This is a genomic window from Streptomyces sp. MNU76 (genome assembly GCF_020982545.1).
Classification (GTDB): Bacteria; Actinomycetota; Actinomycetes; order Streptomycetales; family Streptomycetaceae; genus Streptomyces.
The window spans coordinates 612,458-637,458 of the sequence record NZ_JAJKLK010000003.1; the positions used below are offsets into that span (position 1 = coordinate 612,458).

General features: G+C 70.8%; 19 protein-coding genes and 1 pseudogene. 10 read left to right on the forward strand and 10 right to left on the reverse strand.

Features of this window, described 5'->3' with window-relative positions; all coding sequences use genetic code 11:
- Positions 1-22 precede the first annotated feature (22 nt).
- From E4N62_RS09025 to E4N62_RS09035, 3 genes are all read left to right on the forward strand, one after another.
- Positions 23-1,513 carry an aldehyde dehydrogenase family protein gene (locus tag E4N62_RS09025; protein WP_230213414.1) on the forward strand — a complete coding sequence of 497 codons (1,491 nt, stop codon included), beginning with the start codon at positions 23-25 and terminating at the stop codon, positions 1,511-1,513.
- A gap of 111 nt (positions 1,514-1,624) precedes the next feature.
- A complete protein-coding gene (locus E4N62_RS09030) occupies positions 1,625-2,233 on the forward strand; it encodes a nuclear transport factor 2 family protein (protein ID WP_230213415.1) in 609 nt (202 codons plus the stop codon).
- Between the two features lie 62 nt (positions 2,234-2,295).
- Positions 2,296-3,144, forward strand: a complete 849-nt coding sequence (locus tag E4N62_RS09035; protein WP_230213416.1) for an IclR family transcriptional regulator — start codon at positions 2,296-2,298, stop codon at positions 3,142-3,144.
- 25 nt (positions 3,145-3,169) lie between these two features.
- Here E4N62_RS09035 and E4N62_RS09040 read toward each other — a convergent pair whose 3' ends face one another.
- Together E4N62_RS09040 and E4N62_RS09045 are read right to left on the reverse strand one after the other, a co-directional pair.
- Positions 3,170-4,660: an alpha/beta hydrolase domain-containing protein gene (locus E4N62_RS09040; protein WP_230213417.1), complete on the reverse strand. Its 1,491-nt coding sequence runs from the start codon at positions 4,658-4,660 to the stop codon at positions 3,170-3,172.
- Positions 4,651-6,138, reverse strand: coding sequence for a carotenoid oxygenase family protein (locus E4N62_RS09045; RefSeq protein WP_230213418.1), 1,488 nt, complete (start codon positions 6,136-6,138; stop codon positions 4,651-4,653). The genes E4N62_RS09040 and E4N62_RS09045 overlap by 10 nt, the downstream gene beginning before the upstream one ends.
- Positions 6,139-6,401: 263 nt before the next feature.
- On the opposite strand from E4N62_RS09045, the gene E4N62_RS09050 reads away from it, so the two are divergent.
- Positions 6,402-7,490: an amidohydrolase family protein gene (locus tag E4N62_RS09050; RefSeq protein ID WP_230213419.1), complete on the forward strand. Its 1,089-nt coding sequence runs from the start codon at positions 6,402-6,404 to the stop codon at positions 7,488-7,490.
- 18 nt (positions 7,491-7,508) lie between these two features.
- On the opposite strand, the gene E4N62_RS09055 is transcribed toward E4N62_RS09050, so the two are convergent.
- Positions 7,509-7,757, reverse strand: coding sequence for a hypothetical protein (locus E4N62_RS09055; protein ID WP_230213420.1), 249 nt, complete (start codon positions 7,755-7,757; stop codon positions 7,509-7,511).
- A 595-nt stretch (positions 7,758-8,352) separates the two neighbouring features.
- Complete coding sequence (locus E4N62_RS09060; protein WP_230213421.1) at positions 8,353-8,952, reverse strand: TetR/AcrR family transcriptional regulator; 600 nt, start codon at positions 8,950-8,952, stop codon at positions 8,353-8,355.
- 76 nt (positions 8,953-9,028) lie between these two features.
- On the opposite strand from E4N62_RS09060, the gene E4N62_RS09065 reads away from it, so the two are divergent.
- From E4N62_RS09065 to E4N62_RS09075, 3 genes are all read left to right on the forward strand, one after another.
- Entirely contained in the window at positions 9,029-10,420 is a 1,392-nt protein-coding gene (locus E4N62_RS09065; protein ID WP_230213422.1) for an APC family permease, read from the forward strand.
- Positions 10,417-10,563: a hypothetical protein gene (locus E4N62_RS09070; protein ID WP_230213423.1), complete on the forward strand. Its 147-nt coding sequence runs from the start codon at positions 10,417-10,419 to the stop codon at positions 10,561-10,563. Before E4N62_RS09065 ends, E4N62_RS09070 begins: the two co-directional genes overlap by 4 nt.
- A 79-nt stretch (positions 10,564-10,642) precedes the next feature.
- The gene (locus tag E4N62_RS09075) at positions 10,643-11,632 is read left to right on the forward strand and encodes an alpha/beta hydrolase (protein ID WP_230213424.1); all 990 of its coding nucleotides are present in this window, start codon (positions 10,643-10,645) and stop codon (positions 11,630-11,632) included.
- A gap of 401 nt (positions 11,633-12,033) precedes the next feature.
- Here the strand turns inward: E4N62_RS09075 and E4N62_RS09080 are convergent.
- The 3 genes and pseudogenes from E4N62_RS09080 to E4N62_RS09090 all read right to left on the reverse strand — a co-directional run bounded on the left by E4N62_RS09080 (position 12,034) and on the right by E4N62_RS09090 (position 14,952).
- Positions 12,034-12,697, reverse strand: a pseudogene (locus tag E4N62_RS09080) (nucleotidyl transferase AbiEii/AbiGii toxin family protein).
- Positions 12,698-12,907: 210 nt separating this feature from the next.
- Entirely contained in the window at positions 12,908-13,087 is a 180-nt protein-coding gene (locus E4N62_RS09085; protein WP_230213425.1) for a hypothetical protein, read from the reverse strand.
- A 680-nt stretch (positions 13,088-13,767) separates the two neighbouring features.
- Positions 13,768-14,952, reverse strand: a complete 1,185-nt coding sequence (locus E4N62_RS09090) for a magnesium and cobalt transport protein CorA (protein WP_230213426.1) — start codon at positions 14,950-14,952, stop codon at positions 13,768-13,770.
- Between the two features lie 218 nt (positions 14,953-15,170).
- Between E4N62_RS09090 and E4N62_RS09095 the strand changes: the two genes are divergently transcribed.
- Entirely contained in the window at positions 15,171-16,298 is a 1,128-nt protein-coding gene (locus E4N62_RS09095) for a winged helix DNA-binding domain-containing protein (protein WP_230213427.1), read from the forward strand.
- A 139-nt stretch (positions 16,299-16,437) separates the two neighbouring features.
- Here the strand turns inward: E4N62_RS09095 and E4N62_RS09100 are convergent, their stop codons facing one another.
- The 3 genes from E4N62_RS09100 to E4N62_RS09110 all read right to left on the reverse strand — a co-directional run bounded on the left by E4N62_RS09100 (position 16,438) and on the right by E4N62_RS09110 (position 21,605).
- Positions 16,438-17,235 carry a serine protease gene (locus E4N62_RS09100; RefSeq protein ID WP_230213428.1) on the reverse strand — a complete coding sequence of 266 codons (798 nt, stop codon included), beginning with the start codon at positions 17,233-17,235 and terminating at the stop codon, positions 16,438-16,440.
- Between the two features lie 397 nt (positions 17,236-17,632).
- Positions 17,633-20,482, reverse strand: a complete 2,850-nt coding sequence (locus E4N62_RS09105) for an AAA family ATPase (protein ID WP_230213429.1) — start codon at positions 20,480-20,482, stop codon at positions 17,633-17,635.
- Between the two features lie 247 nt (positions 20,483-20,729).
- Positions 20,730-21,605, reverse strand: coding sequence for a response regulator transcription factor (locus tag E4N62_RS09110; protein WP_230213430.1), 876 nt, complete (start codon positions 21,603-21,605; stop codon positions 20,730-20,732).
- Between the two features lie 101 nt (positions 21,606-21,706).
- Between E4N62_RS09110 and E4N62_RS09115 the strand changes: the two genes are divergently transcribed.
- Entirely contained in the window at positions 21,707-23,386 is a 1,680-nt protein-coding gene (locus E4N62_RS09115) for an AMP-binding protein (RefSeq protein WP_230213431.1), read from the forward strand.
- A complete protein-coding gene (locus E4N62_RS09120; protein WP_230213432.1) occupies positions 23,383-24,966 on the forward strand; it encodes an AMP-binding protein in 1,584 nt (527 codons plus the stop codon). Before E4N62_RS09115 ends, E4N62_RS09120 begins: the two co-directional genes overlap by 4 nt.
- Positions 24,967-25,001: the final 35 nt, after the last annotated feature.

Sequence of the window (25,001 nt, forward strand, 5' to 3'; positions counted from 1 at the left end):
CCCGAGCGCTCAGGAGGCAGCGGTGCCCAGTGCGGCAGACGAGAAGAGGACGGCGCAGGTCGTCAGCGCGGGCCGGAGGTACCGGGCCGGGACCGCCCCGGTCGTGAACCCGGCGCGGACCGGCGAGATCGTCGGGACGTACACGCTGGCCGGCCCGCGCGTGGTGGACGAGGTGGTCGGCAACGCCGTGGCCGCCGCAGCCGTCTGGGGGTCCCTGAGTGGGGCGGAGCGAGGACGGCTCCTGCACGCCGCCGCCGACGTGCTGGAGCGGGACACGGAGTCGCGGGCCGAGTTGCTCACCCGTGAGCAGGGCAAGGTGCTGTGGGAGTCGCGGCTGGACGTCGGCGGCGCACCCAGGCTGCTGCGCTACTACGCCGACATCGCACCGGCCGTGGACGAGGAGACCGTCGTCCGCGACGAGCGGGGCACCACCGTCGTCCGGCGCCTGCCCATGGGCCCGACCGTGGTCATCGTGCCCTGGAACTACCCCGTCTACCTGTGCATGATGGTGCTGGCCCCGGCGCTGGCGGCGGGCAACCCGGTGATCGTCAAGCCGTCCGAGTTCGCTCCGCTCGCGCTGACCGAGACCCTGGCCCTGCTCGCCTCGACCCTCCCGGACGGCGTCGTGAACGTCGTGCCCGGCCTCGGCGGCGAGGCCGGAGCCGCCCTGGTCTCCCACCCCGGCGTCCGCAAGGTCCTGTTCACCGGCGGCACCGAGAGCGGACGGGCCGTGCTGCGCGGCGCCGCCGACAACATCACGAGCGTGAGTCTGGAACTCGGCGGCAACGACCCCGCGATCGTCCTCGACACCGCCGTCCTCGACGACCGGCTGATGCGGGAGATCCGCCGCTCGGTGTACACCTGCACGGGCCAGGTCTGCTTCAACATCAAGCGGCTGTACGTCCAGCGCGGTGTGTACGACGAGTTCGTCGACAAGTTCCGGGCGGCTGTCGACGAGATCGTCGTCGGTGACGGTCTCGACCCGGCCAGCACGATCGGGCCGCTCAACAACAGGCGGCAGTTCGAGTCGGTGACGGCTCTCCTGGAGTCCACCCGCGAGGCGGGCGCCCGGGTCGAGGTACTCGGGCGCCGGCTGGACGGCACCGGCTGGGACGACGGCTACTTCATGCTCCCGAGCGTCGTCACCGGCATTCCCCACGACTCGGCGCTCGTCTCCCGCGAACAGTTCGGCCCGACCGTGCCGGTCGTCCCGTTCGACGACGTCGAGGACGCGGTCCGGATGGCCAACGACACCGAGTTCGGCCTCGCGGCCTCCGTGTGGAGCGAGGACGCCGAGCACGCCCTGGCCGTGGGCCGTGGTGTCGCCGCGGGTTCCGTGTTCGTCAACTCCCACCGGGTCGGCAGCTCGGACATGACGATGCCCTTCGGCGGCATGAAGCGCAGCGGCCTGGGCCGCAACCACGGGATGTGGGCGATCGACGAGTGCAGTGAGCTGCAGGCACTGAGCCACCGGCCCGACACGTCCTCCTTTCCCGGACCCCCGATCCAGTAGGTCACGCGGTACCGGGCCGACGCGGCCCGGCCGTCACCCCTGGGCGATCCTGATCACCAGGACCGTCACCCGTCACCGGAGAGACCACCGAGCACAGAGCAGGAGAGCCACATGCCCCACACCGACCCGCACCGGCAGCCCGACAGCCTCACCCTGGAGAGCCTGGCCCGCCGGAACGCCCTCCTGGAGAGCCGGCTCCAGCGGCTGGAGGACATCGAGGAGATCAAGAGCCTGCACCGGCGCTACATCCGCAAGCTCGCGGACCGGGACTGGGAGGGCATGGCCGACTTCTTCACCGAGGACGCGGTCACGGACATCCGGTGGCACGGGCGCACCGAGGGGAAGAAGCAACTCGTCGAGGAGGTCTTCGACGAGTTGCACAACCTGGTGAAGAGCGCCGACGGCTACGTCCTGTCGTCGCCGGTCGTCGAGCTGTCCGCGGGCGCGGACCTGGCGTACGGGGAGTGGACCTGGCACCGTCACGTCTGCGAGTTCCGCACCACGGGCGGTCTGATGCGTGTGTGGGGCCCCTGGCTCGAAGGCAGGTACAAGTGCCACTACGAGCGGGTGAACGGCCGGTGGAAGTTCAAGGACATGTGGTTCCGTGTCGTGCTGCCGGACGCGGACCCGGAGCACGACGAGATGCGGGAGCGCATCGCCGCGAGCGGGACGGACCCGCACCGGAGCGGCGCCGGCCTCATCCGGCGCGACAAGGCGTGAGACGCCGGGCGCCGGGACCGGCGGGCGACGTAGCCTTGGGCGCGAGCGGCTCGGAGGTGACCATGACCGCGCAGCATGCGAACGCCGCGGGGATGCCGGGGCCGGACGGCGGTGAAGCCCCCGCCTACCACATAGCGTCCGTGGGGCGCGCGCTCACGTTGCTCAGCGCGTTCATCGAGCGCCCCCAGCTGACCGTGTCCGAGGCGGCCGGCCTCCTGTGCGTGGCCCCCTCGACCGCCCACCGGCTGCTGCAGATGCTGCTCCACCACCGTTTCGTGGAACAGGGCGAGCGGCGGGTCTACGTGCGGGGGCCCGCCCTGGTGTCGCTGACCGAGGCCGCCGACCGGGCGCCCGACGTGGAGTCCGTGGCGCTGCCCCACCTGCAGCGCCTCAGGGACGAGCTGCAGGGCACGGCTCATCTGCTGGCCCTGGAGGGCAACGGCGCGCGCTTCCTCACGGGGGTCGAGTGGCGTGACGAGACCCGGATCGCCTCCTCACGGGTCGGCTGGCTGCTGCCCGCGCACACCCTCGCCGGCGGCAAGGCCATGCTCGCCAGGCTGAGCCGGGCCCAGACCGAGTCGCTCTTCCCGGACGGTCTGCCCGTCACCCGCTACGCGCGGGTGCGGACACTGCCCCAGCTCCAGGCCGAACTCGCGGACATCCGGTCGCGGGGATACGCCCGCAGCCGGGAGGCCCACGAGAACGTCACGGCCATCGGCGTCGCGCTCCGGCTGCCGCCGGGCACGGGGCCGATGGCGCTGTCGGTGGCCTGGTCCGACACGCGGTTCCCGGGCAGGCAGGAGGACCACGTCGTGGATGCCCTGCAGGCAGCCGTTCAGAAGATCTCTCTCGAACTCGCCCAGCGGGGCGGCGGACATCTGCCGGGGGAGCCGCCCGGCCCACCGGAGTGAGCTCGGGCTCCCTTCGCGGCACCTGTCAGAAGCGCCCCGCGGAACGGCAGAAGTCCTCGACCGTGTCGGCGATGTCCTCGGGCAGGCAGCAGCCGCGCTCGGCCAGTCGCCACGCCTGCTCGCTCGCCAGCCGCCGCAGTCGTTCCGGGCTGCCGTAGCGGCGTGCCAGTTCCGCCGGTCCGAAGGGCTCGCGGTGCCAGGTCCCGATGGTCATCGGCCCGTCGGGCGCGCGCCGGGTCCGGGCGACGGGGAGGTCCACGTCGAGATGGCGCATGCCGCCCAGGGCGTGTCCGTCCGGATCGCGCAGGACGTACGTTCCGCTGTGGTCGAGGCCGTCCGCGTCGAGCCTGCTGCCGGGCCGGGCCATGACGGCGATCGGGTCGACCCGGGGCGCCGCCACGCCGTCCGCCCACCGCAGCAGGTTCTCCACGGCGGCGGCCAGAAGGTACCTGGAGGCTCCGTGACGCAGCGGGGGAGCCGGATCGACGCCCTCGGGCGCCTCGATGCCCCCGGAGGCGTCGGCACCCCCGGGCCCGTGGGCGCGAGCCTGTGCGTGGTCGGCGGCCCGGACCGACTCCTCCAGCAGCCCGGACTCGTGACCGCGCCCCGGAAGCTGGTAGCAGCGGTAGAGGTCGCCGGGGACGTCACTGTCGGGTCGCCGGTGCCACAGGTGATGCAGCGCCTCGTCCTCGCTCATCACTTCCATGACCGGTACCCGGGACCCGCCCACGGTCCTGCGGGCATCGTCCATCGGCAGCTGCACGAGCCGCCCTCCCACCGGCCGCAGATCGGCGTCGAAGGCCGTCTCGCCGTGCCGGTCCACGTTGACGTAGCCCATCGGTCCGAAGCCTCCGCTGGACACCCCGATGAGGAAGGCGTCCACGACCGTGCGGCCCGTCTCGGCGCAGTGCTGCTCGTGCAGTCCCTCGGACAGGTAGGTCCGCAGGAAGGACCCCGACTGCGACCAGCCCGTCGCGAGGATCCGCGCCGGCTCGCGCAGGCCGGGGAGCAGGCCGCCGCCGTGCGGCGACCGCAGCGTCGCCGCGAGGGAGCCGAGCAGGTCCCACACGGCCCCGTCGTGCGGGAACGACAGATCGCCGTACCGCTCCGGTGACATACGTCGCAGCGCCTCGACCGTGACGTTCTTGCACGTCATGCCGATGTAGACGTCACCGCGTCGGATCAGGTGACCGGCCAGGTCGGGCCAGTACATGGGGAAGTCGTGGCCGGTCGACGGATTGAGCAGCTCGACGTGCACGCGACCGCTGAAGGTCTCGTCGGCCACCGGCCGGACCACCAGCACACGCGTCGTGCAGGAGACCGCGCCGGTCGTTGCCGGGGGGCGGACCGCCCCCTCGGCGTACAGGCGGGCGTCTGCGGAGACCGCGTGCTCGAACACGTCGTATCCGTGGTCGGCGAGCCGGTCGTGCGGTTCGACGGGCCAGCGCGCCGGGGACAGGAAGGCGGCGTCGCGGGCCCCGTCCAGCGCGACCGCCCGCAGTGTGCTCAGCGACATGGGTGTCCCTCCTCCCGGTCGGTGCGGTGGCCGGCGAGGTCCTCGCCGTCGACCCAGGTCCCGTGCAGGCCGTTCCGCAGCCGCAGGGGCAGCCGGACGGTGGCGAGAGGCTCGCCGTCCACGTTCTCGGCGTCCAGGATCACCAGGTCGGACCGCATGTCCGCGTACCGGTTGATCAGGGCCATGACGTATCCCTCGCCCTCGCCGCCGGCGCCCCGGCGCGGGACGAACAGCGGTTCCTGAGTGGCGGACGTGTCGCCCACGTAGTGGGTGGTCGTCGTCCCGGTGGTGAGGTCCACCCTCCCGATCAGATCGAACCGCATGCCGCTCGCGCTCGACGGCATGGTGGGGTCCGGCACACCGCTCTGCATGCTCATGTAGCCGTACCGGTACGAGCGGATCGCGCGTCGCTCGTTGATGCGGGGGAACTCACCCGGCACGTCCGACAGCCTGGTCTGGGTGAAGTCGTCGGTCGGGCGCCGCAGGTCGAGCGTCCAGCGGGACATGTACGGTGTCGCGGCCTCGGGATCGAACGGGGCTCCGTTGATCTCGGGGAAGAAGGGGAAGACCACACTGTCGCCGACCGACATGTCGATGTGGATGCGGCCGTCCTCCTCGAAGGCGTTCATGGTGTGCGAGGCGAAGCGCGGATCGCCCACGAACCACCGCACCTCCGCAGCGGGATCCCGGCGCGGCAGCACCCCCAGACAGACCGGCTTCGACGGGTCCCATGCGAAGTGGGGGAGGCCGCCCTTGAGCCGCTGGAGATCACTGACGAGCGGCACGACGGGGAACACCACGTGGTTCTCGGTGACCGCGAAGTCGTGGACCATGCTGGCGTAGGGCGCGGTCAGCCACCGCTCGAAGACGATCGTTCCGTGCGCGTCGGCCTCGTGGTACGCGATGTCCGGGGTCGTCTCCCCCTTGGCCGCGTAGCCGAAGAAGACCAGTGTGCCGGTCTCGGCGTCGACCTTCGGATGCGCCGTCGCCGTGGCGCTCCTCAACGCGCCGTCGTAGTCCCACGGACCGATGGTCCGCAGGGTCAGCGGGTCGATCTCGACGGGGTGGCTGTCCTCCTTCAACGCCAGCATGCGGCCCGCATGCCAGAGGAGGTTGGTGTTCGCCGTACCGCGGCTGATCCCGCGCACACCCGGATCGTCCGTGAAGGGGTTCCGGTACGCCCCGAACAGCGAGCGCCCGGCCTCGCGCTCGGCCAGGAACTTCGGCGTGCGGACCCACCGGCACGTGAAGTCCACCCGGCCGTCCTCGAAGCGGAACATGCTGACCATGCCGTCGCCGTTGAGGAAGATGTCGTCACCGAGCAAAGGGGGGAACTGCGGGTCGGGCCCGACCCGGTAGAAGGCGCCGTCGAGGTCGGCAGGAACCTCGCCCTGCACCACCTCCAGGGCGCGGATGTCGGCTTCGAACCGCCCGGGGGCCTGGAAACCGCGGAACGTGGGTACGTCGGGGAATTTCATTGTCTCCGTCCTTCGGGTGACTGCGACCGCACCCTAGGCAGACCCCGGAGCGCCCCGGCCCGATCTCCCCACGCCGTTCCGCAGGCCAGAAAGCCCCGTGTGCCATGGCTGCGGCAACCCGGGCCTGTGGCTGGATACGCGGCAGCACCGCATTTGGCACAGCGTTCGCCACCGGCCGCTCCACGGGCCGGCCGCCACCGGCCGCTCACGGGCCGGACACCACGTGACATGGCGACACCCGGACCAGCACCCACAGGAGAGACGTGTCCAGTTCCCCGCCCCCGGCACCCTCGCGGCCCTCGGACGACGGCCGCTACCTGCGCATCGCGACGGAGGAGGCGTACGCGCCTCCCGCGCTGATCCACGAGTACCGTCGGCTGCTCGACACCCACGGAGGCGACGCGGGGTTCCGCAGCCTGTGGAGCTACTACCTGCTCAACCGGACGGCGCACACCGAGCTGTTCCGCTCACGCATCACCGACCTGGGGGACCGCCGGCTCTCCGACATGGCCGAGCTCGGCATCGACCACCAGGTGCTCTCGCTCACCACCCCCGGCGTGGAGCTGTTCGAGCTTCCGCTGGCGCGCGAACTCGCCGCCATGACCAACGAGCACATCGCGCAGGCATGCCGACAGCACCCGGCACGTTTCAGCGGACTGGCCGCCGTCGCCCTGCAAGACGTCGAGTTCTCGGTGAAGGAGCTTCGCCGGGCGGTCCGGGAGCTCGGGCTGAAAGGCGTGATCGTCAACTCGCACACGCGCGGCGAGTACCTGGACGCGCCGAAGTTCGAGGAGTTCTGGGCGACGGCCGCGGAACTCGACGTGCCGGTGTACCTGCACCCCAACACGCCGAGCGACGGGCTGATCGGCCCGCTGCTCGACTCGGGACTCGACGGGGCGATCTTCGGATTCGGAGTCGAGACCGGCATGCACCTGATCCGCATCATCTTCTCCGGGGTGTTCGACCGCCATCCGGGCCTGCGCCTCGTGGTGGGCCATCTCGGCGAGGCGCTGCCGTTCTGGGCGTTCCGGGTCGACCACTTCCACCAGGTCCAGGACAGGACCGGCCGCTACCCCTGGCGTCCGTCGCTGCGGCAGCCTCCGAGCCACTACCTGAAGACCAACATCTGGCTGACCACAAGCGGCATGGCCTGGGAGCCGGCGATCATGTTCGCCCGCCAGGTGGTCGGAGCCGACCGGGTCCTCTACGCCATGGACTACCCGTTCCAGGCCGCCTCCGCGGAGGTCGAGGTGCACGAGCGCCTGCCCGTCGGGGACGAGGAGAAGCGGACCCTGTTCGAGACGGCCGCCCGCGGTGTGTTCGGTCTGCCGCCGGAACTGGGTCGTTCGTGAGGCGCCCCGGCCGGCTCATCAGGGTGGCGACGAGGGCCCGTCACGTCGTCGGCCAGCCGACCCATAGCGCGCTCGGTCTGCTGGGCCTACGCCCGCGACGCCCTGTTCGTCGCACGCGGCGGCGAACGCGTCCGGCCGCGCCTGACGCGCGAAGCGATCGAGGGACGCGGCCGGCATGTTTTCGAGAACCTTGCCCGGATCGTCGAGCGCGGAGTCGATACCTATGACAGGCGCCAACTCGACTTGAGCATTGAGGTCTTCCTGCACGGCACCGAGGCTCTCCTCATGCAGGCCCGTGCCGCTGCCGGACCGGCGGACGGTCGAGTGCCCGACACAACGTCGTGAACTGACGAGCCTCGCCGCGTGCTCAGCAAGGTCCACACCGACCCGACCTGGGCGACCGCCCCGGTCAGGTCTCTGCTCGTCCTCACAAGCCGCGAAGTCTCCCGGTGGCCGACGACCTTCACCGAAGTCATCCACCCATGACCAGCACGAGCATCCCGAACCCCGCGCACACCAGACCCGTGACCAGCAATTTCACGATGCACAGTGCGCATTGAGCCGCACGGAGCCGCATCAAGGAGTACGCGTCCCCATGTCTACCCTGCATTCTTGGACAACCACCCCTGCGCCCGAGCACATCAGCCGCCAGGAACGGGACCAGCTCGTCGCCGTACAGCGAGAGGCATTCCGAGCCGAGGGGGGTGTTTCGAAAGTCCCGCACAGCACCCACGGCGCCCGGCACGCACTCTCGCCGCACCGGCCGAAACCCCAAGTACGTCCAGTACGAGGGCTTTCGTCCGGCACGCCGAGAGCACGCACCGGACACCGCGGGCACCGCACAGGACTTTCGAAACACCCCCTAGGCATTCCGCTGCGTGTCCTGATCAGCAGCGGGCAGCAGTGCTTTCACGTGCTGCCACGCCTGTTCGACGGTGAGCGTGGTGTCGCCCGTCAGCAGGGCCACGCTCAGCCCCTCCATGAGGGCGACCACTCGCTGGGTGAGCGTTTCGACTTCGTCGGTCAGCTCGTCGAGGATCCGGGCGATATCCGCGCGCCAGGCGGCGTCGAACTCGAGTTGAGCCTCGCGCAGGGCGGGCTCGTGCATCACCCGCGGCCACAGCTCGACCCAGAGCAGCCAGCGGGGGTCACCGGCGGCACGAGGGAAGTTGAGCATGCACAGGCTGTGCAGCCGCTCCTCGGCCGAGTCATCGGACTCCAGCAGAAGTGCCCGCTGCTCGGCCAGTTCTCCCTCGCTCCAGCGGAGCAGCTCCAGGAGCAGCCCGCTCTTGCTGCCGAAGTAGTAGGAGAGGTGACCGGCGCTCGTGTTCAGGCGACGCCCGAGCTCGGAGAGGCTCAGGTCAGCCAGACCGCGCTCGACGAGCAGCGCCCACGCCTCCTCCATGACCCGCTCGCGCGGACGCTCGAGTCGGCGGTGGCGCCTGAGATTTTGGTTGGTCACCTCTTGACTCTAGCCACGGGGAGCCGCACATTGGCGCGAGGCCCATTTTGAAAGCCTTTCAATCCGAGGAGTCGTTATGGCATCGCCCCCTGGCGAGATCACCGCCGAGCCTCCCGCCGAACCTCCCGCCCGGGCGTCGAGACGGCTGAAGCCGGTGCTCGGCGTGACTGCGGTGATCCTGCTGACCGTCTCGTGCATCACGCCGGCCTCCAGCCTCTTCATCATCGTTCCGGAGCTGCTGGCCACGCAGGGCTCGGGCGTCGTCATCTCGTTGCTCCTCGGCGTCGTGGTCTCGATCGCCGCCGGCGCCTGCTACGCCGAACTCGGCACGCGCACCCCGAGCTCGGGCGGCGAGTACGCGATGATCACCCACACGATCGGGCGCACGCTCGGCTGGCTGACCTTCGTGCTGACGGCCGCCCTCCTCGTGATCATCCCGCCGATCATCGCGCTCGGCACGGCGGACTACCTGAGCTCCATCGCCGACCTCGATCGGCCCACCACCGGTGCGGTGGTGATGCTGCTGGCCGCCTGCACGGCGATCCTCGATGTCCGCGCGAACGCGTTCGTGACCAGCTGTTTCCTCGCCCTGGAGGTCCTCGCGGCCGGGGTGGTCGCCTACCTCGGCTTCGCGCATGCCGAGCGCCCGGTGAGCACGTTGGTGCAGCCCGAGGCGCTGACCGACGGGATGCTTTCCCCGTTCACGCTCGGCGTCGTGGTGTCCGGGCTCGTCGTCGCGATGCTCATCGTCAACGGCTTCGGCACCGCGTCGTACCTGGCCGAGGAGATGATCGAGCCTCGCCGTGACGTGGCGCGTGCGGTCTTCGGCTCGATCTTCGTCGCTGCGACGGTCATCATCGTGCCGACAGCCGCCGTCGTCGTGGGCGTCGGGTCACTCAAGGACCTGGGGGTGCTGGGCTTCCCCGACTTCGTCGAGGCATGGGCCGGCCCCGGCGTCGCTGCCGCGGTGAGCGCCGGCATCGCGCTGGCGATCCTCAACGCCGTCATCGTGATGGTGCTGCAGAACGGCCGCGTGATGTACGCCTCGGGGCGCGACCAGGCGTGGCCTGCTCCGGTCAATGCCGCGCTCACCCGGCTGCATCCGCGCTTCAACACGCCGGTCGTGGCGACGCTGACGGTAGCGCTGCCCGGCGCCGTGTTCGCCTACTTCTTCGACATCGAGTCCCTGCTGGGGATCACCGGCGTCGTTGTCGCCGCCGTCTACCTGCTGCTGGCCGTCGGGGCGCTCGCTGCCCGTCGTACGCCGCATGCCGGTTGGAAGATGCCGCTGTGGCCGCTGGCTCCGGTGGTGGTGATCATCGCCCTGGCCTACGCCGTGTCCCAGTCGGCTCCGATGGACCTGGTCATCACCGCCGGGATCGTCGCCGCCGCGCTCGGCTACGAGGTGCTGTACCTGCGCCCTCGTCGCGCCACCCGCTTCCTGGTGGACGCGAGGGAGGACCGATGAACCATCGGGACTCGTCACCAGTCCTGGTCCTGACCGGCGGGAATGTGCACATCGTCGACCCGGCCGTGCCGCACACCGTCGAAGTCGCGGGGCGCGACAACCGGATCGCCCGGGTCGGCGACGCCGCTGAAGCGCCCGCGTAGGTCGTCAACGCGATGTTGGCCAGCCTCGACCGCGAGGGCACGAATGTCCATTGAGAATTCGCAACTGACAGGGGGCGTAGTGAAGATCAGCCAGCTCGACAGCCTCGATCCTGAGCTACGGGCACCGTTGGAAGAGCTCCTTGAGAACTTCCCCGGTGGGGTGTGTGCCATTGAGGACCTGGCGGAACGTAGGCGCATCGATGCCATGCATGCGGCAGAGATGGTCGAGGCGGTCAAGGCAGCTCAGACATGCTCCACCGAGGACGTGTGGGTGCCTGGTCCGGTGGGGTGCGCAGACGTGCCGGTACGCATCTACCGGCCCAGGCGGCTTGAGCGTGCCTCGCCCGCCGTGTTCTTCATCCACGGCGGCGGCATGTGCCTCGGTGACATCGACTACGAACACGGAGCGGCCGTAAAGATCTGCGAGGAACTCGGGGCACTCGTCCTCTCCACCGGCTACCGCAAGGCGCCTGAACATCCGCACCCGGCACAGGTCGACGACTGCTACGCCGCCCTCAGCTGGATGAGCAACAACGCGGCATCCCTGGACTTCGACCCAGCACGGTTGGCGGTCTTCGGGGGAAGCGCGGGTGGCAACCTGGCCCTTGCCACCGCCCTCAAGGCGAGAGACCTTGCAGGACCCGCGCTCTCCTATGTCATGGCCCTCTATCCGATGGTCGACCACCGCAACACCACACCGTCGGCTCACGAGGTCACGGAGATCGGGGTGTGGGACCGAAGGAACAACGTCGAGGCCTGGGAGTGGTTCCTCGCCGGTCAGAAGCCTGACGGATATGCCGCCCCGCTGCACGCGGAGGACCTGGCCGGTTTGCCGCCAACGTTCATCGACGTCGGAACCGCCGATGTCTTCCGAGACGAGGATCTCGCCTTGGCACAGCGGCTCCTCGCCGCCGGTGTCGCCACAGAGCTACACGTCTATCCCGGCGTCTATCACGCTGCGGAGCACTACGCGCCCGACGCGGAAGCGGCCCGCCACATGTGGACGGTCCGGTTCCGAGCGCTTCGCAGGGCTCTCGGTATGCAGCCCGTTCGGACCGACGCCGAATAGGAGCAGCCATGGCAATTGATCCCCGTCGGCGGCCCTGAGAGGGCGTTTGATCTAGCCTCGATCTTCCGCGCGCCCAGCAGACTGGAGGTCTTGATGTTGTAAGTGATCTTCGGTCGTAAGCTCGTTGTCGCCTGCCGGTGGAAGTCCGGTCCGGGTAGCTGCCAGGAGGCCCGGTAGCAGACTGGCGGCGTCGGGGCCCTCTCTGCCAGCCCTCAATGACATCACGCCGCAAAGGTCAACAACCATGCCTTTGGAGTCGCAGCCTGCCAGCCGACTTTCGTCCCTCGGGGCCTGGCCGGTGTATTTGACACGGGACGGACCCGCGACCCGCTGCTTTGCTACCCACTCATTTCCTGGCTCTTGCGCTGATCGATTGCAGATGTGATCTCATCCGGACGCGGTCAGTCGATGTCCGGATCATCGTCCTCTGCGAGGAGACGGGTGGCGAGGTCGTTGGCCCACTCCACGGCCCAAGCGCGAAGTGCCGTGATGGTGGTGTCATCGAGCCCATAGGCGGCGAAGGCTTCGTCGTCGGTCCACTCGGCGCCCGTGAGGTTTGCCTGGAGATCCTCGCGCTCGAAGCGGCCGCGGGCGGCGGCCGAACTCCTCGAGCTCGGCATTGGTCCAGCGGCGGGAGGCCGCGAACACGTCGATCAGGTCGCGGGGCGCTCCGCGGTCGGCGAGGGCGCGGACCTTGGTCCCGATCACGTCCTCCTCGGCGAGGACGGGCCCGTACGGGCTCTGGGTGACCGGCCGCCAGAAGATCTCCTTGAGGATGTCGACCTCGCATTCTTGCCCGGTGGCCGGGTCTGTCACGGTGCAGCGGGCGGACAGCGGGGCGGTCTCCAGCGCGTGCACCTTCCAGCCGCGGGACTCCAGGCCGGCGCGGAGCGTGGCGGCGATGTCGGCCATGGGCGCAGGGTTCTCGGTGGCGACGTCGAGGTCTTGGCTGGGGCGGTTCACGAGGCGATGTGCCCGCACGGCGTATCCACCGGTGAGAACCAGGGGATACGGGGAACCGAGCGCGATCACGTCCGCCAGGAGCCGCGTGTGCAGCTCGGGCATGTCCGTCACGCGGCTGCCCGGGTGCGGGAGCGAGCTGGGGGAAGGCGTCTTCGGTGCGCACGGTGCGGCCGACGAGGGTGCGCAGTACCGGCCACAGCTGGAGGAGCAGGTCCTGGTTGAGGTAGCGGGGCAGGTCGTCGTGCAGGCCCTCGTGCAGGACGGCGCGGTACAGGCCCATGCGCTGGCGCGGCTTGCCCAGGCCGTACGAGGTCATCCCGGACCAGGCCATGAGCAGCGGCAGATCCACCACACCGTGGGTGGCCCGTGCAACTCGTCCAGCGACTCCGGCAGACGGCGGCGGAACTTCTCCCGATACAGCGCGAGAGCCTCGGCGTCCGCGCCCGAGACGTCCCTCGGGGAGCGGGCGGGGTGCTGTGGGCTGGAGGGCATGACTCCATTGTGGCGGCCGGAGACAGTGCGAGGGTCATGATGTGTGAGCTGGTGTCCGGAGCGAGCGAGGGTGGATGCCCCGGTGAGCGGGTTGCCGCAGTCATGCTCAGCCCTGAGCAGGACGTCGGCCTTGACGCTCTGGGTGTCTGCACGACGGATGATGAGCCCGAAAACCGGCTCTGACCAGGGCTCTTCTGGGATCCTTCCAGGCCGGTGCCTCTCCGAATGCGCTCACATGGAGCGTGTTGCCATCCTCGAACCAGCCGCGAAGGGCTCGACCTGTTGTTTTGTCGGTGCGTGTTGTGTGCACTGATGCCCGGGAACGGGCAGTGCGAGAACGGACGGATATTCCGTCGCAGGACACGGTCGCCTCCGTGCCACCCGGTAGAAATGCCCTCCAGCAGTAGAGTCTGGCCGTCATCGAAGGTGGACTTCACAGGGTCCTTGGCGAACAGGTGCGGCCGAAAGTTCTCACTGTCTGCGTTTTGGCCGCAGCGGCGGTGACGTCGTGAGGTGGGCGAACAGGAAGTCATGCGGGCCACTTGTTGAGAAACCAAGACGGCGGCTGCCATTCGTTCTCCCCGGATTCTCCCCGGAGACTCCCCACGACCCTTCTTGGCCGGATCTGCAAGGGATACGCGAGCGAAATGCGAACGGCAACTGAGCGTCACGTCAGGATGCTAGAGCCAGTCCCGCCGCTTGAAAATCACATACAAACTAACGCAAACCACCCCCATCAGGCCGATCGCGAAGGGATAGCCGAAGCTCCAACCGAGCTCAGGCATGTCCTCGAAGTTCATCCCGTAAATAGTTCCTACGAGTGTCGGAGCAAACAGAATCGCCGCCCACGAAGAGATCTTCTTGATCTCCTCGTTCTGTTCGAAGCCCGCCTCCGCCAGGGCCCGCATCTCCGCGTTCTGCTGCTGCGTGACGAGGGTCGCGTTGACCGTGAGGATCTCCGTGAGGGCCTGGCGGAAGCCGTCCACGCGCTCGCTGGTGTGGGTGACGTGGTCGGCGACGTCACGGAGGTAGCGCTGGAGCTCCTCGTCCGTCTCGTACTTGGTGAAGCCGGCCATGAGGCCGTGGAGCATGCCGACCAACGGGCGCGTGGCGCGCTGGAACTCGACCATCTCGCGCGAGAGTTCGTAGATGCGGCGGGAGACCTCCGGGTCGCCGCGGAAGACCTCCGTCTCGATCTCGTCGATGTCGTTCTGCACCCCCGCGACGACGGGCGCGTACCCGTCGACCACGGCGTCGAGGATGGCGTAGAGGACCGCCTCGGGGCCCAGCTTCAGCAGTTCCGGGTCCTCCTCCATCCGGCGGCGCACGGCCGACAGGTCCGGTGCCGCCCCGTGCCGGACCGTGATGACGAAGTCCGGCCCCACGAAGACGTGCAGCTCGCCGAAGTCCACCTCCTCCAGCGCGTCGAGGTAGCGCGCGGCGCGCAGGACGACGAAGAGGGTGTCGCCGTAGCGCTCCAGCTTGGGGCGTTGATGCGCCTCCATCGCGTCCTCGACCGCCAACGGGTGCAGGTCGAACTCGGCGGCCAGGGAGAGGAGTTCGGCCTCGGTCGGACGCGCGAGGCCGATCCATGCCATGCCCGCCGGGGCCCGGCGGAGTTCGCGGAAGGTGTCCGCGAGGGTCGCCGGGGAGGAGACGCGTACTCCGTCCTGGTACAAGGCCGCCTCCACCACACTGGCCGCCCGCTCGGCCGCGGGCGGCGGCGACGGGTCCGGGCTCGGTGTCGTCGGCCCGCCGGGCGGTGTCGGCGGAGAGGGCAGCGCACGGCGCCAGACGGACTTCCGGCCGCTCTTGGATGTGGGGCCGGTGCTCTTCGGCGCCGGGCGGGCGCGTCGATCGGCCATCGCGGATGCCTCCCGAGGTGCGCGGACTGGTAGGACTGTGTGATCACCTCACCCATCAGGATACGGACGGGACTGCGGACAGGACGCGAACAGGGGGCCGGGCGTACGCGACACCGTCGCGCCCGTTGGTACCGGTGGCCGTGCCGGCGGCGGTGAAAACCGTGCGCCCTCGCCGTCGAGGACAGAAGTTGTCCGCGATGCCCGCTAGCGTGCACAGCATGACGAACAAGGCGCCCCAGGCCGCCGCTCCCCGGCTCGGTACCCTCGCTCTCAATCGCGCGACCCTGGCCCGTCAACTCCTCCTCGGCCGGGTGGAGATGTCCGCCCACGACGCCGTCGAGCACCTCCTCGGCCTCCAGGCGCAGAACGTCCAGCCGCCCTATTACGCGCTCGCGGCCCGCCTGGACGGCTTCGCGCCGGAGCAGTTGTCGGGGCTGATGGCCGACCGGGAGGTCGTCCGTATCGTCAGCATGCGGTCCACGATCCACACGCACACCGCCGAGGACTGCCTCACCCTGCGGCCGTTGGTGCAGCCGGCCCGGGAGCGGGAGCTGAACCTGTTCCGCAAGGGGCTGGTCGGCGTCGACCTCGACCGGCTGGAGGCCATCGCCCGCGAACTCGTCGAGGACGAGCCGCGCACGCTGAAGCAGTTGCGTGAGGCCCTGGTCATGGAGTGGCCCGACGCCGACCCGTTCGCCCTCGGTCTCGCCGCGCGCTGCCGGCTGCCGCTCGTCCAGGTCACCCCGCGCGGTCTGTGGCGCAGGAGCGGGCGGGGCGCCCTGACCACCGCCGAACACTGGCTCGGCCGGCCCGCCCAGGAGGCCCCGGCACCGGAGGCCGTGGTCCGGCGCTATCTCGCCGCCTTCGGGCCCGCCTCCGTGAAGGACATGCAGACCTGGGCGGGACTGACCCGGCTGCGTGCGGCGTTCGAACGGCTGCGCCCGGAGCTGGTCACCTTCCGGGACGAGCGCGGCACCGAGCTCTTCGACCTCCCGGACGCGCCCCGCCCGGACCCGGAGACACCGGCGCCTACCCGGCTGCTCCCCGAGTTCGACAATCTGCTTCTCTCGCACGCCGACCGTTCCCGGGTCGTGCCACCCGACCTCAAGGGCCGTTCCTGGCAGGGGAACCAGGCCCACCGCACCTTCCTCGTCGACGGTTTCCTGGCCGGCATCTGGAGGCTCGACGGCGACGACGCCCACGTCGTCACCCTCGAACCCTTCGGACGCCTCACCGGCCGGCAGCGGACGGAGCTGGTGGAGGAGGCCGCCCGCCTGCTCGAGACGCTGCACGGCACCGGCTCGTACGACATCCGCTTCGGCACGGTGGCAGCCACCGACCGGTGACCCGCCGTCGACCGGTGACCCGCCGCCCTCGTCGCACAAGTGGAGAGGGGGCGCCCCGAACCGCTCGTGGCAGGTTCGAGGCGCCCCCTGATATCACCCGAGGACGTGCCTCAGGAGTCCGTGGGCCGACTTCTTCCCGTCAGGAGTTGACCTGCGCGGCCACCGTGTTGGAGAAGGTCGTCAGCCGGGTGTAGACACCGGGGTACTGCGCGTCGGCGCAGCCGTAACCCCAGGAAACTATGCCTGCCAGGACGCCCCCGATCATCAGGGGACCGCCGCTGTCGCCCTGGCAGGTGTCAACGCCACCGGAGGAGTAGCCGGCGCAGACCATGGAGCTAGCGATGAACTCGGAGCCGTAGGAGCTGGAGCTGCCGCAGACCGAGTCGGCCACGACCGGCACGGTCGCCGTGCGCAGCTGGTTGGAGGAGGAACCGCCCGAGGAGGTGGTGCCCCAGCCGACGATGCGGGCGGTGGTGCCGGCCGCGTAGACGCCCGTCTGGGAGGCGCTGACGTAGGGCACCGTGGTGTACGGCTGCGCGACGGCGAGCGTCAGCACCGCCACGTCGCTGGTCATGGTGGAGCTGTTGTAGCTCGGGTGGATCCAGATCTTGCTGAGCGTGCTGACGGTGCCGTTCGTGCCGTTGCGGTAGGTGCGGCCACCGACGACACGGGTGTTGGAGGTCGTTCTGCCGACCATGCAGTGAGCAGCGGTGATCACCTTGGTGGGCGAGACGAGGGTGCCGCCACAGAACTGGCTCTGCGAGGCGTTCGTGATCTGCATGACGTACGGGTACGCGCTGGCGGTGGTGGTGGTGCCACCCACGATGGGCTGGGGAGCGGCGACGGCGCCGGGCGCGGTCAGGAGTGCGGCAGCGGCAGCGGCGGCGGTGGCAGCGGCGGCGACCATCGACTTCCTGGCGCGGTTGAACCCGAACATGGTTCTCCTCATGGGGGTTGCCGGTGGGGGACGCGCGGGTGGGGAGTGCACAGAGCCTGCGGTGCCGCCCCCGCTCGGGGGAGCCGAGCGGGGGCGGCGGGCCGGTCTGTGTGCCCTGGCGTGCGGCACGTCACAGAAACTAAGAGCCGGAGCGAGCCGCTCCCAAGGGGGGATCCCCCTAGGGGAGTTGAGGAGGGAAAACCCTCGATGACCCGGGCCTGGGTTTGAGCCTAGGCTGGAGCCGCAAGGTCGCCGCCCCGCACGGATGCCTCCACCGGATGCCTCCACAGTGCGCCCGCACGGATGTCTCCCCGGCGCGGCAGACGACACGCAGACGGGAATGTGACGCGACAGGGCCCAGGTCCCGGGAGGGGCTCGTCAGCCGGTCCCGGGGAGGTCAGTTCGTACGGTGTCCCGCCGCCAGACGCACGATGTCCACACGCGACCGGATACCCAGCTTCCGGTAGACGCGTGTGAGGGTCGCCTCGACCGTCTTCACGCTGATGTACAGCCGACCGGCGATCTCCCGGTTGGTCGCGCCCTCCATGACCAGCTCCGCGACCTGGCGTTCCGTCGCCGCGAGCACGGCGAGGGCGTCCAGCGCGGACGGGGCGATCACGGGCTGCGGCGGCGCCGGGGTGACCGAGGCCTCCTCCACCTGGCGCAGCCACGGCAGGGCGCGGCACCGGCGGAACAGCCGGGACGCCTCGTCGTACGCGCCCGGCGCGGGCGTCCCCCCTGGCCGCGCGGCACCGAGGCCCTGCGGGGCGGCGCGCAGCCCCGCCAGGGCGTACGCGGCCCGCGCCTCCTCCAGGCCGTGGCCGAGCTTGGCGAGCCGGTCCTGGGCCGACGTCAACTGCCGTACGGCGGCGTCCTGTTCACCCCGTGCCGCACGCACCAGGGCCTCGGCGCGGTCGAGCACGGCGAGCACGCTCTCCCGGCCGAGCCGCAGCGCCTGCTGCCGCGTGACGTCGATGACGTCCTGTGCCTCAGCCAACTCACCCACCCGCACCAGGGCTTCGGCGAGGTCGCCGTGCCACCGGCCGCGCGCGGGATCGTTGATCCCCAGCCCGTCCTCCAACTCCCGTACGCGACGCAAAGACTGGACCGTTCCCGGCGCGTCGCCCGCCACCAACTGGGCGTGCCCGAGGGCACCCAGGGCGCGGGAGAGGTACATCAGGTCGCCGTCCTGCTCGGCCCGGTCGGCGGCCTCGCGGGCGAGCGCCCGGGCCCGCTCCACATCGCCGCCGGCGGCCTCCGTGAGCGAGGTGAGCATGGCGGACGCGCCCTCGCCGATGCCGGAGTCCCGGGCCAGGACATAGCCCTCGCGGGCGAGGTCGAGGGCCCGGCCGCAGTGCCCGGAGCGCAGCTCGGTCTCGGCGAGGAAGCGCACGTAGTGCACCTCGCTCTCGACCATGCCGCGCCGGCGGACCTCCCGCAGCAGCGAGGTGATCGTGGCGCGGGCCTCGCCGAGCTGGTCGCTCATCAGCAGCCAGCGGAAGCGGGTCGCGCCCGCCCCGTTGTGGTGGCACGCGAGCAGCGGGTCCTGCGGCTCCTTCAGCGCCCGCTTGATCGTCATGGGCGCGTCCGGGTGGCCCATCAGCATCTCGGTCTGCGCCTGGAAGGCGAGCGCGAGCAGTTCGGTGCGCCGGTCCTCGGCGCGTCCGGCCAACTCGGCGGCGCGCGCGGCCTCCTCCCGGCTCTGCGCGAAGTCGCCCTCCAGGACCAGCGCCCGCCAGGCCAGCTGGTAGCGGACCAGCCCGAGCAGCCGCGGGTCGTCGCCCGCGTCGGCGAGGACCTGCGGGTAGACGGCGTCGACCTCGGCGAGGGACTGCCCGGCCGCGTCGATCACCACCATCCAGGCCCGGACCCGTTCGGCGGGCTCGGTGGCCCGGCTCAGCACCTCACGGGCGATGTCGCGGCCGAGGTCGTTCTCCCCGGCGGTGATCGCGTCCTCCGCCGCCTGCAGCCGCCGCTCGTCCGGGCCGGGTGTCGCGTCCGCCGGGGTGTGCCGGGCCGAGAGCAGACCCAGCTCGGCGGCGACCGACGGCGCGCCCCGGTCCCGGGCCACGGCGGCGGCCTCGCCGAGCCGTGCGGCGACCTGCGGATCGGTGCCCTGGGTGGCCAGCGCCAGGTGCCGGGCCCGCTCGATGGGGTCGACGGCGGCGGTGGACAGCGCGGCGTGGGCGGCCCGCCGCTCCTGCGCGGTCGCCTCGGCGTACAGCGCCGCCGAGACCAGAGGGTGCGCGAACCGCACGCCCGGCGCCTCCCGCTCCGGCGCGAGCAGGCCCAGCTCGACGGCCTGCGCGGTCTCCGCCTCGGCGTTCTCCCGCCCGGCGGCGCGCAGCAGCGCCACCGTGGGCCGGGCACCGGCGCTGGCGACCAGCAGGGTGCGGCGGGCCTCGGCGGAGAGCATGTCCAGCCGGTTCAGGACCAGGGTCCGCAGCGAGGTCGGCACGGGCAGCGGCTCGCCGGGGCGCGGCGGGGTCGAGCTGTCGGCGAGAGCGCGGCCCAGCTCCAGCGCGAACAGCGGGTTGCCGCCGCTGGTGCGGTGGATGTCGCGCACGGTCGAGCGGGGCAGACCGGTGTAGCCGCGGTTCTCCAGCAGCTCGGCGACGTGCGCCCGGGACAGCGGGGCGACCCGCAGGGCGAGGGTGTCGGGCGGGGACGCGCGTAGATACCTGTCCTGCTCGTGGCCGTGGGGGTCCGTCGACGTGCGTACGGCGCACAGCATGCGCACCGGCAGCTCCCCGAGCCGCCGCGCGGCGAACCCGAGCAGCTCCACACTGGCCGGATCCAGCCACTGGAGGTCGTCGGCGACGATCAGCACCGGGCCCTTGGCGGCCAGCGCGCGCAGCGTCGACAGCACGGCCAGCCGCAGGGCCAGCCCGTCACGCTGGAGCGTGGACTCGCCACGGCCGGTGAGTGCGGACTCCAGCGCGGTGCGCTGCGGCGCGGGCAGCTGGTCGGAGACCTCGTCCATGACCAGCCCGAGCAGGTCGGTCAGGGCGAGGAACGGCAGATGCGACTCGGACTCGGTGGCCGAGCAGCGCAGCACCGTCCGCGCCGATTCGTCGTATTCGGCGGCCAGGGCGCGCAGGACGGTCGATTTCCCGATGCCCGCGGAGCCGTGCACCAGCACGCTGCCGCCCCGCGAAAGCTGCTCGCGCGCCCCCGCGAACAGCTCCTCCCTGCCAATGACCAAGTCGGGGCGGGGTCTCCCAGGCTCCTTGAACTCCCGTCGCACGGGCCACCGCTCCCCTCGAGTGTCGTGTCCGGGCCAATATTAGGCGTCCTGTCTTTGAATTTCGGAACGCGGCCCGGTGTGGGAAATAACAGGAAGGGTACGGCATAGGGAATTTCACAGCCCCGTTACATGAATGCTCCCGGGACGCGACAGCCTCGCCCCGGAGGGGGCGCCCCGTCAGGGCGCGGGGAACCGCGCGACCAGCCCCCACCGGCCCTCACTGTGCACCGCACCGCACGCCGCTTCGCTATGGCAACACCCCGGCCCGGCGGGCGGCCACCACCGCCTCCCACCGCCCGTGCGCCCCGAGCTTCCGCATGGCCGACCGCAGATACGCCTTCACCGTCTCGGGGCGCAGCCCCAGACGCTCCGCCGCGACCTGGTTGCTCGCACCCGTCGCCACGCACGCCAGCACATCCGTCTCACGCGCCGTGAGGACGACCCGGGGCACACCCTCCGGCGGGGCGCTTCCCCCGCCGGTCACGCCGGCGAGGCGCCCGCACACCCGCAGCAGCTCCGCCCGCAGCTCCGGATCGTCGACGCGCGGGGCGAGCGCGCGCAGCGCCCCGTGTGCCTCCCGGACCTCCTCCCACGCCCCGGCCGTATCCCCCTCGGGCGTCGGGGCGGTCGCGGCCAGCAGGTTCCGCACCTCGTCGCGCACCACCAGCGTCTGCTCCATGTCCCGCGCCGCGTCCAGCGCGGCCGACACCGTGCGGTCGCCCAGCGGCTGTGCCGCGCGCAGGGCGCCGTACAGCACGCCGCGCACCTGACGCCGTACGACGACGGGGACCGCGAGGACGGAGCGGATGCCCTCGGCGGCGACCGCGGCGTCGTACTCGTGGCTGATCCGGCGCGACGCGGAGTAGTCGGTCACCCGGCACGGCCGGGCCAGGGCCACCGCCTTGCCGCCGAGACCGTTGCCCGAGTGCACGGCCAGACCCTGGAGCGAGGTGGTCCGGTTCCCCTGGAGTTCGCTGATGCGCAGTTGCCCGGGGCCGGGCTCGACGAGACCCGCGAAGGCGAGCGGCAGCCCGGTGGCCCGGCGCAGCCGGTGCAGTGCGCCGCGCAGGTCCGCCCGGCCCGACCAGGCCGGCCCGACGGAACCCGAGGGATCCAGTGCCACGAACTCGCCCCTTCCGCGCGGCGCACCCCCGTTCGGGGGTAGTGAGACGTGTATCACGCATTACACGATGTCAGGCAACGGTCCGGCAATGAGGAGGACACATGTCGGCGAGGACGAGCGCCACGGAGGAGTTCCGGGCGGCCCGGGACTTCTTGCTGGCCCATCGCGAGGACTACGCCACGGCCTGCAAGGGTTTCGACTGGCCCCGCCCCGAGTACTTCAACTGGGCGCTCGACTGGTTCGACGTGATCGCACGTGGGAACGACCGGACGGCCCTGCACATCGTGGAGGAGGACGGCACCGAGACCCGTCTCTCCTTCGCCGAGATGTCCGAACGTTCCTCCCGTGTCGCCAACTGGCTGCGGGACCGGGGCGTCCGCGCCGACGACCGTGTCCTCGTGATGCTGGGCAACCAGGCGGAGTTGTGGGAGACCGCCCTCGCCGCGATGAAGCTGCGCGCCGTCGTCATCCCCGCGACGCCGCTGCTCGGCCCCGCCGATCTGCGGGACCGCGTGGAGCGCGGCCGGGTCCGGCACGTGATCGCGCGGGCCGAGGAGGCGGCCAAGTTCGCGGACGTGCCCGGCCGTTACACCCGCACCACGGTCGGCGGCACGGTCGAGGGATGGCGGCCGTACGAGCAGGCCTACGCGGCCTCCGCCCGCTTCGAGCCGAACGGTGCGACCAACGCCACCGACCCGCTGATGCTGTACTTCACCTCGGGCACCACCGCCCGGCCCAAACTGGTCGAGCACACCCATGTGTCGTACCCCTTCGGCCACTTGGCCACCATGTACTGGATCGGTCTGCGCCCCGGCGACGTCCACCTCAACATCTCCTCGCCCGGCTGGGCCAAGCACGCCTGGTCCAACCTCTTCGCCCCGTGGAACGCGGAGGCGACCGTCTTCCTCCACAACTACACGCGCTTCGACGCGAACCGGCTGCTCGCGGAGATGGACCGCGCGCGCGTCACCACCTTCTGCGCCCCGCCCACCGTGTGGCGCATGCTCATCCAGGCCGACCTCGGTCAGCTGCGGACCCCGCCCCGTGAGGTCGTCGCGGCCGGTGAACCCCTCAATCCCGAGGTGATCGAGCAGGTCCGCCGCGCCTGGGGCGTCACCGTCCGGGACGGCTTCGGCCAGACCGAGACCGCCGTCCAGGTCTGCAACAGCCCTGGCCAGGAGCTGAAGACCGGCTCGATGGGCCGGCCCGCACCCGGCTACAAGGTCGTCCTCCTCGACCCCGTCACCGGCGCCCCCGACGCCGACGAGGGAGAGATCGCCCTCGACCTCTCGGGCCGCCCCGTCGGCCTCATGACCGGCTACCACGGAGATCCCGACCGTACGGCGGAGGCCATGGCCGGCGGCTACTACCGCACCGGCGACATCGGCTCCCGAGACCCCGACGGCTACCTCACCTACGTGGGCCGCGCGGACGACGTGTTCAAGGCCAGCGACTACAAGATCAGCCCCTTCGAGCTGGAGAGCGCCCTGCTGGAGCACGAGGCGGTCGCCGAGGCGGCCGTGGTCCCCGCGCCGGACGAGGTGCGGCTCGCCGTGCCGAAGGCGTACATCGTGCTCGCGGCCGGGTGGGAACCGGGCCCGGACACCGCGAAGGTGCTTTTCGAGCACTCCCGGACGGTCCTCGCCCCCTACAAGCGCCTGCGCCGCATCGAGTTCGGCGAACTCCCGAAGACCGTCTCCGGCAAGATCCGCCGTATCGCGCTGCGCGAGGCCACGGCCGTGGGCTCGGACGCGGAGTACCGCGAGGAGGACTTCCGGTGACCTCGTACGCCCACGGGACGAGCGCGACCCCGCTGCTCGGCGACACCATCGGCGCCAACCTCGACCGGGCCGTCGCCGCCTGGCCGGACCGTGAGGCGCTCGTCGACGTGCCGTCCGGGCGGCGCTGGACGTACGCGCGCTTCGCCTCGGACGTCGACGAGCTGGCGTACGCGCTGCTCGCGAGTGGTGTGGCCAAGGGCGACCGGGTGGGCATCTGGGCGGTCAACTGCCCCGAGTGGGTGCTGGTGCAGTACGCCACCGCCCGCATCGGCGCGATCATGGTGAACATCAACCCGGCCTACCGCACCCACGAGGTCGAGTACGTCCTCAAGCAGGCCGGGGTCTCGTTCCTGTTCGCCTCCCTCAGTCACAAGAGCAGCGACTACCGGGCCATGGTCGAGCAGGTGCGCCGCAACTGCCCTGAGTTGAGGGAGACCGTCTACGTCGGCGACCCGAGCTGGGACGCGCTGCTCGCGCGCGGGACACCGGTGCCGTACCCGGACCTGTCCTGCGACGAACCGATCAACATCCAGTACACCTCGGGCACCACGGGCTTCCCCAAGGGAGCGACCCTCTCCCATCACAACATCCTCAACAACGGTTACTTCGTGGGGGAGTTGCTCGGTTACGGCGAGCAGGACCGGATCTGTGTGCCCGTGCCGTTCCACCACTGCTTCGGCATGGTGATGGGCAACCTCGCGGCGACCTCGCACGGCGCCTGCGTCGTCGTCCCGTCCCCCTCCTTCGACCCGCGGGCCACCCTGGAGGCCGTCGAGCGGGAGCGCTGCACATCCCTGTACGGCGTACCGACCATGTTCATCGCCGAGTTGAACCTCCCGGACTTCGCCGCCCACGACCTCTCCTCCCTGCGCACCGGCATCATGGCGGGCTCGCCCTGCCCGGTGGAGGTCATGAAGCGGGTGGTCGCCGAGATGCACATGACGGAGGTCTCGATCTGCTACGGCATGACCGAGACCTCGCCCGTCTCCACCCAGACCCGGCGCGACGACGACCTGGCCCACCGCACCGGCACCGTGGGCCGCGTCCTGCCGCACATCGAGGTGAAGATCGTCGACCCGGCGACGGGGGCGACACAACCACGCGGCAGCGCGGGGGAGTTGTGCACCCGTGGCTACAGCGTGATGCTCGGCTACTGGGAGGAGACGGAGAAGACGGTCGAGGCCGTCGACGCGGGACGGTGGATGCACACCGGGGACCTGGCGACGATGCGCGAGGACGGGTACGTCGAGATCGTCGGCCGGATCAAGGACATGATCATCCGTGGTGGCGAGAACATCTACCCGCGCGAGATCGAGGAGTTCCTGTACGGCCACCCGAAGATCGCCGACGTCCAGGTGGTGGGCGTGCCGCACGAGCGGTACGGCGAGGAGGTGCTCGCCTGCGTCATCCCGCGCGAAGCCGCCGAACCGCCCACCCTGGAGGAGCTGCGGGCCTTCTGCGAGGGGCGGTTGGCGCACTACAAGATCCCCAGCGCGCTGCGCGTCCTGGACGCCTTCCCGATGACGGTGTCGGGGAAGGTGCGCAAGGTCGAACTGCGTGAGCGGTACGCCGCCGGATAGTCACGTAGCCCATGGCCGCGCGTTCGGTGCGGCGT